Genomic DNA, 13,578 nt, shown 5'->3' with positions numbered 1-13,578 from the left:
TCGAAGTCTTCAACGCCGAGCGGCGGTCAAGCGTTCCCCGGCGGCCCGCCCGCGTCGGATGCGGGCCCGGGAAGGAGGGGTTGCGGCCGGTCAGCCGCCGTAGACGTGCGGGGCGAGCGTCCCGACGAACGGCAGGTTGCGGTACTTCTCCGCGTAGTCCAGGCCGTAACCGACGACGAACTCGTTGGGGATGTCGAAGCCGACCCACTTGCAGTCGAGCGCGACCTTCGCCGCGTCCGGCTTGCGCAGCAGGGTGCAGATCTCCAGGCTGGCGGGCTCACGCGAGCCCAGGTTCGACATCAGCCAGGACAGCGTCAGACCCGAGTCGATGATGTCCTCGACGATCAGGACGTGCTTGCCCTTGATGTCGGTGTCCAGGTCCTTGAGGATCCGGACGACACCGGACGACTGGGTGCCCGCGCCGTACGACGAGACGGCCATCCAGTCCATGGTGACGGGGGTGGACAGCGCGCGCGCCAGGTCCGCCATCACCATCACTGCGCCCTTGAGGACGCCGACGATGAGCAGGTCCTTGCCCGCGTACTCCGCGTCGATCTTCGCGGCCAGCTCGACGAGCTTTGCGTCGATCTCTTCCTTGGTGAGGAGCACCGCCTGAAGGTCGGTGCCCATGTCCTTCTCGTTCACCCGCGTCTCTTTCTCTGCCTGCCCGGCCCGGAGTGGTGTCCCGGGCCTGCGCGGCCGCTCGCCTGCATGTCAGCCGCTTGTGCGTCAGCTCTGCCGAATCACCAGTCTGCCACCCTGGCGCCGGGCTTCGACTCGGCCGGGGAGGTTGATGGCCTGCTGGCCGCGCCAGCCGGTGATCAGCCGGTCGACTTCTTCGATGTGCCGGGCGAACAGCGAACCGGCCGGAGCACCCGCTTCCACGGCCGCACGGCGCAGTACCCGGCGGCGGACGGCGGGCGGCAGCGCGTACAGCTTGGCGCACTCCAGCTGCCCGGCGTCGTCGCGTACGGCGGAGTCGGCCTCGGCCGCCCAGGTGTCCAGGGCGTCGGCGTCGTCGCGGGAGAGCTGCGCGGTACGGGCCAGGGCCCCGACGACGCCTTTGCCGAGGGCCTTCTCCAGGGCGGGCAGGCCCTCGTGACGCAGCCGGGAGCGGGTGTAGGCGGGGTCGATGTTGTGCGGGTCGTCCCAGACGGGCAGGGACTGGACGAGGCAGGCCTTGCGGGCGGTCTGCCGGTCGAGCTGGAGGAAGGGGCGCCTGTAGCGGCCGGCCGGACCGGATGCGGCGGCCATGCCGGAGAGCGAGCGGATACCGGAGCCGCGGGCGAGGCCGAGCAGGACCGTCTCCGCCTGGTCGTCGCGGGTGTGGCCGAGCAGCACGGCGGCGGCGCCGTGCCGCTCGGCCGCCGCGTCCAGGGCGGCGTAGCGGGCGTCACGGGCGGCTGCCTCGGGGCCGCCCTCGCTGCCGACGTGCACGGCGACGGCCTCGACCGGGTCGAGGTGCATGTCCCTGAGCCGGGCGACGACCTCGGCGGCGCGGACGTCGGACCCGTCCTGGAGGTTGTGGTCGACGGTGATGCCGCCGGCCCGGACGGCCAGCTTGCGGGCCTCGAAGGCGAGGGCGGAGGCGAGCGCCATGGAGTCGGCGCCGCCGGAACAGGCGACCAGCACCAGCGGGGTGTCGGGCCGTTCGGGGAGCGCGGGACGGTCGGGAAGTGCGGCGCCGCACCTGCCCGTGCCGGCTTCGGCGAACTCGGGGCGCGAGGCGCGTTCGCCCTGTGGGATGTGTGCGGTGTTCTCGTTGTGATCGGTGCGTTCGGCGAATTCGTTGAGTACGTCGTGGAGTACGCGGCGGACCGCCAGGCGTATCGCCGCGACCGCAGGATGGGGACCCATGTCCGGTGCCCTTCGTGAAGTTTTGGGGGTGCTTCGAAGCGTCGGCACGAACGAGTGCCGTCACTCAGAGTGCGTCGATGGTGACAGAGCCGGGCCGTCCATCGAGCATTGCACGCCTTTCCATGCCCCTACGGTCCCTCGGATGGGTGATTACCGGCGCGTACTTCTGTCGTCTTCCCCCGTCGGCCGCCTCATGATCACGACTCTGCCTTACGGTGCACCCTCGCGATCCAGTCGGCCGGGGCGGCGATCTCGGCCTTGGTGGGGAGGGTGTTCGGGGACGTCCAGACCCGGTTGAAGCCGTCCATCCCGACCTCGTCGACCACGGCGCGTACGAACCGTTCGCCGTCCCGGTACTGGCGCAGTTTGGCGTCGAGGCCGAGGAGCTTGCGCAGCGCCTGGTCGAGCCGCGAGGCGCCGCGTGCCCGGCGCTGCTGGAACTTCTCCCGGATCTCACCGACGGAGGACACGACCTCGGGGCCGACGCCGTCCATCACATAGTCGGCGTGCCCTTCGAGCAGGGACATCACGGCGGTGAGCCGGCCGAGGATCTCACGCTGGGCAGGGGTCTGGACGATCTCGACGAGGCTGCGGTCCTCGCCCTCCTCGCCCTCGGGCCGGCCGCCGGCGAGCGACTGGGCGGCCTCGCGGAGCCGTTCCAGCACGGTCATCGGGTCGACGTCGGTCTCGTCGAGGAATGACTGGATCTCACCCTGCAGGTGGTCGCGGAGCCACGGCACACCGGTGAACTGGGTGCGGTGGGTCTCCTCGTGGAGTGCGACCCAGAGCCGGAAGTCGTGCGGGTCGACCTCCAGTTCACGCTCGACGTGGACGATGTTCGGGGCGACGAGCAGCAGCCTGCCGCCCCCGTTGGCCGAGGCCGGGAGGTCGCGGCCGGCCGGGGCGAACGTCTCGTACTGGCCGAGCACCCGGGAGGCCAGGAACGACAGCAGCATGCCCAGTTCGACACCGGTGACCTTGCCGCCGACCGCGCCGAGTACGGCGCCGCCGGGGCTGTTGCCGCGCCGGTCCTGCATCTTCTCCAGGAGGGGGCGGAGCAGTTCGCGGAAGCCCGCGACGTTCGCCCTGATCCAGCCGGCCCGGTCGACGACCAGGACCGGGGTGTCCTCCGGTTCGGTCCCCTCGGGGATCATCCGCGTGAAGGAGCGGACGTGCTCCTCCGCGGACTTGGCATGCCGGCGGAGCTCCGCGACGACTTCGCGGGCCTCCTCGCGGCTGATGTCGGGGCCCGGCCGTACAAGCCGGGTCGCGGTCGCAACCGCCAGATTCCAGTCGACCATCTCGGCACCACCGATGCTCGTCATGCGTCAACCGTACGTGCTCGGGTCGCTCCGCGGTGAGCTCTTGACCGGCTCATCGGGTGCGGGCGGCGAGGCTCGCGGCAAGGGCGTCGAGCGAGGACTGGGCCTCGGACGGCGAGGTCGTACCGGATGCCATGAAGGCGAAGGCGAGCAGTCGCCCCTGCCCGTCGACGACGGTCCCCGCGAGGGTGTTCACTCCGGTGAGAGTCCCGGTCTTGGCGCGGATCAGGCCGGTGCCGCGCGATGTCTCGGTGTACCGCTTGCTGAGGGTGCCGCTGAAGCCGGCCACCGGGAGGCCGGTGAGGACGGGGCGCAGTTCGGGATGGTCCGGGTCGGCGGCGCGGGCCAGCAGCCCGGCCAGCAGCCCGGCGGTGACCTTGTCCTGCCGGTTCAGTCCGCTGCCGTCGGCGAACGTTGCGCCGTCCAGCGGCAGATGCAGCTTCTTCAGCTGCGCGGTGACGGCCCGTCGGCCGCCGTCGAAGTCGGCGGGTTTGCCCGTGGCCAGGGCGGTCTGCCGGGCCAGCGCCTCGGCGATGTCGTTGTCGCTGTTGGTCAGGGCTCGTTCGACAAGGGCGGACAGCGGGTCGGAGAGGTGCTTGGCGACGGGCCGCGACTTGGCGGCCGGGCGGCCGGACACCGGGCCCGACCCGGTGTCGATGCCCGCGTCGTTCAGCAGTCCGGCGAAGGCGCGGGCGGCGTCACCGGCCGGGTCGCCACTGCGCGGGGCGGGTCCGCGGTCCGTACCGTCGAGCCGCCCTTCGTCCACCATCAGGGCGCTGACCGGGGCGATGTTCTCGTTGGGACCGATCGGGTGCAGTGCGGGTCCTGAGTACCGGGACGTGTCGTACGCGAGCCGGACGGTGTCGATGCCGCGGTCGCGCAGCGCGTGCACGGTGTCCGCGGCCAGCTCGCGCAGCGCCGCCTTGTCGAGCGTGGGGTCGCCACCGCCGACGAGGGTGAGGCTGCGGGAGTCCGGGGACGCCTGGACCGTCGTGGCGATGCGGTGTCCGGGGCCGAGGGCGGAGAGCGCGGCGACGCTGGTGGCGATCTTGATGGTGGAGGCGGGCGTCATGGCGGTGTCGGCGCCCTTCCCGTACAGCCGCCTGCCGGTGGCGGTGTCGATGACGACGGCGGTACGGACCGTGCCGAGCGCGGAGGCGTTCAGCAACGGGGTGAGGGTGTCCCGGAGGTCGGCCGTTGCTCCGTCCGGGGTGTCCGGGGCATCCGGGGCCGACTTGTTGACCCCGGTGCTCAGACCCGCGAGGACCGCCGGGGCACTGGGGGCCGGGGCCGGTCCTGACGGTGCGGCGGCCTCGTGATGTGCACCACCTGTACGGCTCCTGGCGGCCGCCCACTCCTGCTCGGCCTTACGCTGACCCGAGTCCCAGGGACCGGCGGCGAGGACGGCGCCGGCTGCGAGCGCCAGGCCGAGGACGGCGGAGCCTGCCGTGAACTGCCAGTTGCTCAGTCCGTGCAACTTGTTCAGGCGGGCCGCTCCGGTCGGCCCGCGGAACGCTTTCAACGGATTGATCGACGGTCTTTTCACCGGCTCGGCCACCGTTGACCAGCCCCTTTCGCGAGCACACATCTCCGTGGGGGACACTTAATCACCAGTCGTATGTGTTGATCATGGAGGAGCCACCCGTGGAGTTCGACGTCACCATCGAGATCCCGAAGGGTTCGCGGAACAAGTACGAGGTGGACCACGAGACCGGTCGGATCCGCCTGGACCGTCGACTCTTCACCTCGACCAGCTACCCGGCCGACTACGGCTTCGTCGAGAACACCCTCGGCGAGGACGGCGACCCGCTGGACGCGCTGGTCATCCTGGACGAGCCGACCTTCCCCGGCTGCCTCATCAAGTGCCGCGCCATCGGCATGTTCCGCATGACGGACGAGGCCGGCGGCGACGACAAGCTGCTGTGCGTCCCGGCCTCCGACCCCCGGGTGGAGCACCTGCGCGACATCCACCACGTGTCGGAGTTCGACCGCCTGGAGATCCAGCACTTCTTCGAGGTCTACAAGGACCTGGAGCCCGGCAAGTCCGTCGAGGGCGCCGACTGGGTCGGCCGCGCCGAGGCGGAGGCCGAGATCGAGGCCTCCTACAAGCGCCTTGAGGCGCAGGGCGGCGCGCACTGACGCCTGCGGTCCCCGCAGCCGTCGGACAGGCTCGACGCCGATTCCGTATGCGGTCCGTACGGTCCAGCGCAAGGTCCGTTTGCAGTTCCGTGCAAGGAACGGGCGGCACACCTTTCACCGGTGTGCCGCCCGTTTCGCGTGTGCACCCATGTCCGTGCCCATACTGGGCACAAGCGCAACCGAAGACGCGCAGCCAAGAAGGAGCGAGGTCGAGTGGTGGCGGAACAGGGCGGTCCTGAGGACCAGAAGCCCCAGTCCGACGAGGCGCGCAGCGCCTTCGTCCCGCCGGAGGGGGTGGGGAAGTCCGCGACTCCGTCGGAGGACGACCATCCCACCTCGGAGTTCGCCATTCCGGCCGGTCTGACGCCCGAGCCACCTGTCACAGGTTCCGCTTCCGGCTCCGGATCGGGTTCGGGCAGCGGCTCGGACACGATCGGTTCCGCGTTCGCCCCGCCGCGCACCCACGGCGCCAGGCAGTCGCCGCCCGCTTTCACCCCGGCGCACGGCATTCCGATGGTCCAGCTGACCAAGGAGGCCCCCTGGCAGGACCGGATGCGCACGATGCTGCGGATGCCCGTCGCCGAGCGGCCGGCGCCCGAGCCGGTGCAGAAGCCTGACGAAGCGGGTCCCGCGGTGCCGCGCGTGCTCGACCTGACCTTGCGTATCGGGGAGTTGCTGCTCGCGGGCGGCGAGGGCGCGGAGGACGTCGAGGCCGCGATGTTCGCGGTGACCCGCAGTTACGGTCTCGACCGCTGCGAGCCGACGGTCACCTTCACCCTGCTGTCGATCTCGCACCAGCCGTCGCTGGTCGACGATCCGGTGACGGCGAGCCGCACCGTACGCCGCCGCGGCACCGACTACACCCGGCTGGCGGCCGTCTTCCGGCTCGTCGACGACATCACCACCGAGGATGTCGAGGTCTCCCTGGAGGAGGCGTACCGGCGGCTCGCCGAGATCCGGCGCAACCGGCATCCGTACCCCGGCTGGGTGCTGACGCTGGCCGGCGGCGGGCTGGCCGGTGCGGCGTCGGTGCTGGTCGGCGGCAACGCGCTGGTCTTCGTGGTGGCGGCGGCCGGCGCGATGCTCGGCGACCGGCTCGCCTGGCTCTTCGCGGGGCGCGGGATGCCGGAGTTCTACCAGTTCGTGGTGGCGGCGATGCCTCCGGCCGCGATAGGGGTCGCACTGACCCTGACCCACTCGACGGGCATCCGGCCGTCCGCCGTCATCACCGGTGGGCTGTTCGCCCTGCTGCCCGGGCGGGCTCTGGTGGCGGGCGTCCAGGACGGTCTGACCGGCTACTACATCACCGCGGCGGCCCGGCTCCTCGAAGTCATGTACTTCTTCATCGCCATCGTCACCGGTGTGCTGCTGGTCCTGTATCTGGGGGTGCAGCTGGGCGCCCAGCTCAATCCGGAGGAGCGGTTCGTGGCCCACGACCGGCCGGTGGTGCAGATCCTGGCGTCGATGGCGCTCTGTTTCGCCTTCGCGATCCTGCTCCAGCAGGAACGGTCCACGGTGCTCGCGGTGACCCTCAACGGCGGTGTGGCCTGGGTGATCTACGGGGCGATGGCCCGGACCGCCGGTATCTCGCCGGTGGCGGCGACGGCGGTGGCGGCGGGTCTGGTGGGACTCTTCGGGCAGCTGTTCTCGCGGTACCGGTACACCTCGTCGTTGCCGTTCATCACGGCGGCGATCGGTCCGCTGCTGCCTGGTTCGGCCACGTACTTCGGTCTGCTGGGTGTCGCGCAGAACGAGCTGGACCGGGGGCTCGCCTCGCTGTCGACCGCGGTGGCGACGGCGCTGGCCATCGCGATCGGGGTGAACCTGGGGAGCGAGATCTCCCGGCTGTTCATGCGGGTGCCGGGAGCGGTCGGCGGGGCGAACCGCCGCGCGGCCAAGCGGACGCGCGGCTTCTGACGCCCTCTGCCGGTACGGAGTCGGGTCAGCGCTTGGCGTGGCGGCCGCGCTGGCCCGGAGCCGGGCTGCCGCCTCCGGCGATCGGGTCCCGGCCCTCGCTCTGGGCGGCCGCTTCCTTCTTCGCCTTGCTGCGGGCGCGCAGGAACTCGATCGCGATCGGCACCACCGAGATCAGCACGATCAGGACGAGCATCGCCTCGATGTTCTTGCGGACGAACTCGATCTGGCCGAGCCCGGCACCGAGCAGTGTGACGCCGACGCCCCAGAGCACGCCGCCGATGATGTTGAACGTGATGAACGAGCGGTAGTTCATCCGGCTCACACCGGCGATGATCGGCGTGAACGTACGCACGACGGGCACGAAGCGGGCCAGGATCAGCGACTTCGGACCGTACTTCTCGAAGAATTCGTGGGCCTTCTCGACGTTCTCCTGCTTGAAGAGGCGGGAGTCCGGCCGCTTGAAGAGCGACGGGCCGACCTTGCGGCCGAAGAGATAGCCCACCTGGTCGCCGATGATCGCCGCCAGCGCCACCAGGACGCAGACCAGCCACAGCGGGGTGTGCAGCTTGTCCGTCGTCACCAGAAGGCCCGTGGTGAACAGCAGGGAGTCACCGGGCAGGAAGAAACCGATCAGCAGCCCGGACTCGGCGAAGACGATGACCAACACACCGAGCAGGCCGAACTGCCCGATGAGATGGTCCGGGTCCAGCCAGCTCGGTCCGAGCGCAAGCGTATTCAAGGGTCCGGGCTCCAGGATCGGTCGATGGTGGCTGCGTGGCCGCCCAAAGCTATCAACGCCACAAGACGCCTCCGGGTTCCAGTGGCCCACGCGAGGATGCCGCGAGGATGCACAGGGGGTGAACCGGGACAAAGCTGTCCCCAGGAGGTGCCACACGATGGGCATTGAAGATTACGGCGGCGGTCAGACCGCGCGGTCCGAGGTTCTGGTCGTCACCACCAATGACGTCCCCGGCTACCAGGTGACCCAGGTGATCGGTGAGGTGTTCGGCCTGACGGTGCGCTCGCGTCACCTCGGCAGCCAGATCGGCGCCGGGCTGAAGTCGATGATCGGCGGCGAGCTGAAGGGGCTGACCAAGACCCTCGTCGCCACCCGCAACCAGGCCATGGAGCGGCTCGTCGAGCAGGCCATGGCCCGCGGCGCCAATGCGGTGCTGATGATGCGCTTCGATGTGACGGAGGCGGCAGATGTGGGCACGGAGGTCTGTGCGTACGGCACGGCGGCAGTGATCAGCAAGACCTGACCGCCTGACGGGGGCCGAGGCGCCTTCGGCCCCCGTACAGGGAGTTACGCCCGGCGCTCCGCGTTGGCGTCGATCGCGTCCCGGAGGTGCTCGGCCAGACCGGGCCGGATCGATTCGTAGTACGCGCGGAACTGCGGGTCGCACACGTACATCTCGCCGAGCCCGCGGTGGATCTCGTAGGTGCATTCGTAGAACCATGTGGAGATGTGGAGCCGGTGCGCCTCGGCCAGCTCCGTCGCGGCCTCCGAGCCGGCCGGCTCGCCCGCCTCCATCACGGCGCTGTACGCCTCGCCCCATGCGGCGACCTCGACCTGCATCCGCTTCCAGTCGTCCTTGGTGTAGCGGGCCACCCGGCGCTGCGACTCCGCGTACGTGGCCGTTCCGCCCCAGCGGCGCTCGGCCTCCTCCGCGTGCTCCTCCGGGTCCTTGGCCCCGAAGACCTCGAACTTCTCCTCGGGCGTGAGATTGATGCCCATCTTCCGTGCCTCCATGGCTGTTTCGACGGCGTCGGCCATCTTCTGGAGCTCGGCGATCCGGCCGGACAGCAAAGCGTGCTGGCGGCGCAGATGGTCCTGCGGATCCGCGTCCGGGTCGTCGAGCAGCACCGCGATCTCTTCGAGCGGAAAGCCGAGCTCCCGGTAGAACAGGATCTGCTGCAGCCGGTCGAGGTCGCCGTCGTCGTAGCGCCGGTGGCCCGCGTGGCTGCGCCCGCTGGGCGAGAGCAGTCCGATGCCGTCGTAGTGGTGCAGTGTGCGCACCGTGACTCCGGCGAAACCGGCGACCCGCCCCACGGAGTGATCCACGGTTCCCCGCCCCTTCTTCTCTTCGCTCTGTACGTCGGTACGCGTCCGAGCCTGAGCCCTGACGTGACGTGAGGTGCAAGCCCGAATTGCCCTCACGCTTGGATCCGATCGGCGAATTATGCGGCTTTTGCGTCGCTAGGGTGAGCCGATGGTCTCCGACTCCCCCGCGCTCGCCGAGTCCGCCTCCGCACGTCGGCTGCTGCTTCTCATCGTGCCCGCCCTGGTCGTGGGTGTGGCATCGGCACTCGTCCTGCTCGGCATCAGTCTCCTCGCGGAGCAGCTCCGGAACGTGCTCTGGGAGACGCTTCCCGAGGCGCTCTCCATCGGCGGGTACTCCTCGCTGTGGATGATCGTGATGCTCACTGCCACCGGCCTCGCGATCGGCCTGGTCATCCGCACGGTGCACGGTCACGCGGGACCCGACCCGGCCACCACCGGGCTGGTCGATCCGCCCCTGCCGCCGGACGTCATCCCCGGGCTGCTGGTCGTGACGGTCCTGGCGCTGGCCGGCGGGGTCAGCCTGGGGCCCGAGAACCCGATCACCGCCGCCAATATCGCGCTCGCCTTCTGGCTGGGCCGCCGGGCCGCCCCGCGGACCCCGGCCGCCCTGTGGATCGCGCTCGCCTCGGCCGGCACCATCGGCGCGCTCTTCGGCACCCCGGTCGCCGCGGCCCTGATCCTCTCCGAGTCGCTCGCGGCCGGCGGCGGCGAGCCGGGCGCGCTCTGGGACCGTCTCTTCGGCCCGCTCGCGGCGGGCGCTGCAGGGGCGCTCACGATGACGCTGCTGGCCCACCCCAGCTTCGACCTGTCGCTGCCGCCGTACCCCGGCCCGAACTGGGACGATCTGCTCGCCTCGGTCGTGATCACGTCGGCGGCGGCACTGCTCGGACTGGCGACGGTGTACGCGTTCCCGTACGTGCACCGCGCCTTTCACACACTGCGCCATCCGGTCCTGATGCTGACCTGCGGCGGTCTGGTGCTCGGCCTGCTCGGCGCGCTCGGCGGGCATCTCACGCTCTTCAAGGGACTGGACGAGGTGAAGGAGCTCAGCGCCGATCCGAACGGCTGGTCGGCCGGCCAGTTCGCCGCCATGGCGGTGGTGAAGACGGCCGCGCTGGTGACCGCCGCGACCTGCGGCTTCCGGGGCGGCCGGATCTTCCCTGCGGTGTTCATCGGCGTCGCGCTCGGGTTGTGCGCCCATGCCACGGTCGACGCGGTGCCGCCGGCGCTCGCGGTGGCCTGTGCGGTGCTGGGGGTTCTGCTGGCCGTCACCCGGCAGGGCTGGTTGAGCCTGTTCACGGCGGCGGTGCTGGTCAGCGACCCGGCCGTACTGCCGCTGCTGTGCATCGCCTCACTGCCGGGCTGGCTGCTGGTGACCGGGCGGCCCCAGATGCAGCTCCACGAGGACGGCACACCACTGAGGTGAACCGGACCCGCACCGCGCCTGTCCGACGCGCCGGTCGCGACAGTTGTCCGTATCGTCACATTCGTATGGCCACGTCCCGATCTGCCCGTCGGAGGTTCCCGTATGCCCCTGCCTGTCCACGTCGCCGTCATCTACTACTCCGCCACCGGCACCGTCGCGACCATCGCCAAGACCATTGCGGAGAGCGCCGAGAAGGCCGGCGCGGAGGTACGGCTGCGCAAGACGGTTGAGCTCGCGCCGCAGGCGGCCATCGACTCCAACCCGGCCTGGGCCGCCAACGCGAAGGCGACCGCCGGCATCGCCGAGGCCTCGAAGGACGACGTGATCTGGGCGGATGCCGTGATCTTCGGGTCGCCGACCCGGTTCGGCAATGTCGCCGCCCAGCTCAAGGAGTTCCTGGACCGGCTGGGCGCCCTCTGGCAGGCGGGTCAGCTCGCGGACAAGGTCTACAGCGGCTTCACCTCCACCAGCACCGCGCACGGCGGTCAGGAGTCCACGCTGTTGGCGCTCTACAACTCGATCCATCACTTCGGCGGCATCCTCGTCGCCCCCGGTTACACGGACCCGACGAAGTTCGTCGACGGCAATCCGTACGGCACCTCGCACGTCGCCGGGCAGGGTGACATCCCGGTCGGTGAGCAGACCCTGACCGCGGCCCGGGTGCAGGCCGAGCGGGTCGTGAAGTTCACCCGCGCCATCAAGTCCGGCCTCGCGGCCGGGAGCTGAACCGAGCAGGCCACCGCCACCGTCATCACCGCCACGAGCTGAGAAGGACTGTCCGCCGATGCCTCTCCACAAGGGTTCGAACCACGAGAAGGAACCGTCCAAAGAGCGGCGCAGGCGTGCCTTCAACCCGTTCTTCGGGGAGGCGGATCCGACGGTCGGGATGACGTCCGCGCCGCCGCGGCACCGGCTCCCCGACGGACCGCTGCCGCCCTCGACCGCGTACGGCCTGGTCCATGACGAGCTGATGCTCGACGGAAACTCCCGGCTCAATCTCGCCACTTTCGTCACCACCTGGATGGAGCCCGAGGCCGGGGTGCTGATGGGCGAGTGCCGGGACAAGAACATGATCGACAAGGACGAGTACCCGCGCACCGCCGAGCTGGAACGCCGCTGTGTGGCGATGCTCGCCGACCTGTGGAACGCGCCCGACCCCTCGACGACGGTGGGCTGTTCGACCACCGGCTCCAGCGAGGCCTGCATGCTCGCCGGCCTGGCGCTCAAACGCCGCTGGGCGGCCAGGAACGCCGACCGCTACCCGGCGAGCGCCAAGCCCAATCTGGTGATGGGCATCAATGTGCAGGTCTGCTGGGACAAGTTCTGCAATTTCTGGGAGGTCGAGGCCCGGCAGGTCCCGATGGAGGGCGGCCGTTTCCATCTCGACCCGCAGGCCGCCGCCGAACTCTGCGACGAGAACACCATCGGCGTGGTCGGGATCCTGGGCTCCACCTTCGACGGTTCGTACGAACCCATCGCCGACCTCTGCGCGGCCCTGGACGCCCTGCAGGAACGCACCGGCCTCGACATCCCCGTCCATGTCGACGGCGCGTCCGGTGCGATGGTGGCGCCGTTCCTGGACGAGGACCTGGTGTGGGACTTCCGGCTTCCCCGGGTGTCGTCCATCAACACCTCCGGGCACAAGTACGGGTTGGTCTACCCAGGCGTCGGCTGGGTGCTGTGGCGCTCGCCCGCGGATCTCCCCGAGGAGCTCGTCTTCCGGGTCAACTACCTGGGCGGCGACATGCCGACCTTCGCGCTGAACTTCTCCCGGCCCGGTGCGCAGGTGGTGGCGCAGTACTACTGCTTCCTGCGGCTGGGCCGGGACGGCTACCGCGCCGTTCAGCAGGCCTCCCGCGATGTGGCGAGCGGGCTCGCCGCTCAGATCGAGAAGCTGGGCGACTTCCACCTCCTCACCAGGGGTGAGGAGTTGCCTGTCTTCGCCCTGACGACCGCCCCCGAAGTGCAGGCGTACGACGTCTTCGACGTGTCGCGGCGGCTGCGCGAGCACGGCTGGCTGGTGCCCGCGTACACCTTCCCCGCCAACCGGCAGGATCTGTCGGTGCTCCGGGTGGTGTGCCGCAACGGTTTCTCCTCGGACCTCGCGGAACTGCTCCTGGAGGACCTCCGCCTGCTGCTGCCCGAACTGCGCAGCCAGCGGCACCCGTTGAGTCATGACCGAGAGGTCGCGACGGCCTTCCACCACTGACGGGGCACGCCGGCGGGCTACCGGCCGTAAGGGTTCTCCTCGCCCTCGGCGAGTACGCCGACGAACGGATCACCCTCCCCCGCGAAGGTGTACGCGCCGCCCTCGATCCGCGTGATCAGCTCCCGCGTCCACTCGGCCCCGGCGTCCGCCGAGTGGACCCACATGTTCATGATCTCGCCGATGTGACCCAGCGACTCGGGCCCGTCCTCCGGCGTGTAGTACTCGGTGACCGAGGCCCGCCAGGCCGCCAGCCCGGCCACCCGCTCCCGCAGCAGCGCGACCGCCTCGGACCGCTCCAGGTCGACGATGAAGCCGATGCCCGCCGACAGCACGTCCATCTTCTGGTCGTACGCGGTCAGCGCCGCGCGCAGCAGCGCGAGGTACTCCTCGGTGCCCCGCTCGGTGATCTCGTACTCGGTGCGGGGCGGGCCGCCCGCGGTGCTCGGAGCGGTCTCATGGGCGACCAGCAGCCCTTGCTTCGCCATCTGCTTCAGGGCGTGGTAGATCGAGCCCGGCTTGGCGTTGGACCACTCGTGGGCGCCCCAGTACTCCAGGTCGTTGCGGACCTGATAGCCGTGCGCCCGGCCGTGCTGCCGCACGGCACCGAGGACCAGCAGCCGGATCGCGGACATCGACTCACCCT

Annotated in this window: 13 protein-coding genes; 6 read left to right on the top strand and 7 right to left on the bottom strand. The window is 70.3% G+C overall.

The window, feature by feature from the left end; genetic code table 11:
- Nucleotides 1-90: 90 nt before the first annotated feature.
- The 4 genes from hpt to dacB form a co-directional block, all read right to left on the bottom strand.
- A complete protein-coding gene (hpt, locus tag OHA03_RS15880; RefSeq protein ID WP_030972308.1) occupies nt 91-630 on the bottom strand; it encodes a hypoxanthine phosphoribosyltransferase in 540 nt (179 codons plus the stop codon).
- A gap of 99 nt (nt 631-729) precedes the next feature.
- A complete protein-coding gene (gene tilS, locus OHA03_RS15875) occupies nt 730-1,857 on the bottom strand; it encodes a tRNA lysidine(34) synthetase TilS (protein ID WP_267004500.1) in 1,128 nt (375 codons plus the stop codon).
- 197 nt (nt 1,858-2,054) lie between these two features.
- Complete coding sequence (locus tag OHA03_RS15870) at nt 2,055-3,182, bottom strand: zinc-dependent metalloprotease (RefSeq protein ID WP_267004499.1); 1,128 nt, start codon at nt 3,180-3,182, stop codon at nt 2,055-2,057.
- Nucleotides 3,183-3,231: 49 nt separating this feature from the next.
- A complete protein-coding gene (gene dacB, locus OHA03_RS15865; RefSeq protein ID WP_267004498.1) occupies nt 3,232-4,737 on the bottom strand; it encodes a D-alanyl-D-alanine carboxypeptidase/D-alanyl-D-alanine-endopeptidase in 1,506 nt (501 codons plus the stop codon).
- A gap of 86 nt (nt 4,738-4,823) precedes the next feature.
- On the opposite strand from dacB, the gene OHA03_RS15860 reads away from it, so the two are divergent.
- The gene (locus OHA03_RS15860) at nt 4,824-5,318 is read left to right on the top strand and encodes an inorganic diphosphatase (protein ID WP_003968257.1); all 495 of its coding nucleotides are present in this window, start codon (nt 4,824-4,826) and stop codon (nt 5,316-5,318) included.
- Between the two features lie 213 nt (nt 5,319-5,531).
- On the top strand, nt 5,532-7,235 hold the full coding sequence (locus OHA03_RS15855; protein WP_267004497.1) for a threonine/serine exporter ThrE family protein: 1,704 nt from the start codon (nt 5,532-5,534) through the stop codon (nt 7,233-7,235).
- Nucleotides 7,236-7,260: 25 nt separating this feature from the next.
- On the opposite strand, the gene OHA03_RS15850 is transcribed toward OHA03_RS15855, so the two are convergent.
- On the bottom strand, nt 7,261-7,974 hold the full coding sequence (locus OHA03_RS15850; protein ID WP_267004496.1) for a DedA family protein: 714 nt from the start codon (nt 7,972-7,974) through the stop codon (nt 7,261-7,263).
- Nucleotides 7,975-8,131: 157 nt separating this feature from the next.
- Here OHA03_RS15850 and OHA03_RS15845 point away from each other — a divergent pair, with 157 nt between their 5' ends.
- On the top strand, nt 8,132-8,497 hold the full coding sequence (locus OHA03_RS15845) for a YbjQ family protein (RefSeq protein ID WP_267004495.1): 366 nt from the start codon (nt 8,132-8,134) through the stop codon (nt 8,495-8,497).
- Between the two features lie 44 nt (nt 8,498-8,541).
- Here the strand turns inward: OHA03_RS15845 and OHA03_RS15840 are convergent, their stop codons facing one another.
- Nucleotides 8,542-9,300 (bottom strand): MerR family transcriptional regulator, encoded by a 759-nt coding sequence (locus tag OHA03_RS15840; protein WP_267004494.1) that lies wholly within the window; start codon nt 9,298-9,300, stop codon nt 8,542-8,544.
- Between the two features lie 148 nt (nt 9,301-9,448).
- Between OHA03_RS15840 and OHA03_RS15835 the strand changes: the two genes are divergently transcribed.
- The 3 genes from OHA03_RS15835 (at nt 9,449) to OHA03_RS15825 (ending at nt 12,935) form a co-directional block, all read left to right on the top strand.
- On the top strand, nt 9,449-10,726 hold the full coding sequence (locus OHA03_RS15835) for an ion channel protein (RefSeq protein WP_267004493.1): 1,278 nt from the start codon (nt 9,449-9,451) through the stop codon (nt 10,724-10,726).
- A 102-nt stretch (nt 10,727-10,828) separates the two neighbouring features.
- Nucleotides 10,829-11,452 carry an NAD(P)H:quinone oxidoreductase gene (wrbA, locus tag OHA03_RS15830; protein WP_267004492.1) on the top strand — a complete coding sequence of 208 codons (624 nt, stop codon included), beginning with the start codon at nt 10,829-10,831 and terminating at the stop codon, nt 11,450-11,452.
- Nucleotides 11,453-11,510: 58 nt separating this feature from the next.
- A complete protein-coding gene (locus tag OHA03_RS15825) occupies nt 11,511-12,935 on the top strand; it encodes a glutamate decarboxylase (protein ID WP_267004491.1) in 1,425 nt (474 codons plus the stop codon).
- Nucleotides 12,936-12,952: 17 nt separating this feature from the next.
- On the opposite strand, the gene OHA03_RS15820 is transcribed toward OHA03_RS15825, so the two are convergent.
- The gene (locus tag OHA03_RS15820; protein ID WP_267004490.1) at nt 12,953-13,567 is read right to left on the bottom strand and encodes a PadR family transcriptional regulator; all 615 of its coding nucleotides are present in this window, start codon (nt 13,565-13,567) and stop codon (nt 12,953-12,955) included.
- Between the last annotated feature and the right edge of the window lie 11 nt (nt 13,568-13,578).

It is taken from the genome of Streptomyces sp. NBC_00154, from assembly GCF_026342835.1.
Lineage (GTDB): Bacteria > Actinomycetota > Actinomycetes > Streptomycetales > Streptomycetaceae > Streptomyces.
This window is presented reverse-complemented; position numbering and strand designations above follow the sequence as displayed.

Coding starts and splice junctions, on each gene's coding strand:
- tilS (WP_267004500.1), bottom strand. CDS start 1,857: ATGGGTCCCCATCCTGCGGTCGCGGCGATACGCCTGGCGGTCCGCCGC.
- OHA03_RS15870 (WP_267004499.1), bottom strand. CDS start 3,182: ATGACGAGCATCGGTGGTGCCGAGATGGTCGACTGGAATCTGGCGGTT.
- OHA03_RS15835 (WP_267004493.1), top strand. CDS start 9,449: ATGGTCTCCGACTCCCCCGCGCTCGCCGAGTCCGCCTCCGCACGTCGG.
- wrbA (WP_267004492.1), top strand. CDS start 10,829: ATGCCCCTGCCTGTCCACGTCGCCGTCATCTACTACTCCGCCACCGGC.
- OHA03_RS15820 (WP_267004490.1), bottom strand. CDS start 13,567: ATGTCCGCGATCCGGCTGCTGGTCCTCGGTGCCGTGCGGCAGCACGGC.
- OHA03_RS15825 (WP_267004491.1), top strand. CDS start 11,511: ATGCCTCTCCACAAGGGTTCGAACCACGAGAAGGAACCGTCCAAAGAG.
- hpt (WP_030972308.1), bottom strand. CDS start 630: ATGGGCACCGACCTTCAGGCGGTGCTCCTCACCAAGGAAGAGATCGAC.
- OHA03_RS15845 (WP_267004495.1), top strand. CDS start 8,132: ATGGGCATTGAAGATTACGGCGGCGGTCAGACCGCGCGGTCCGAGGTT.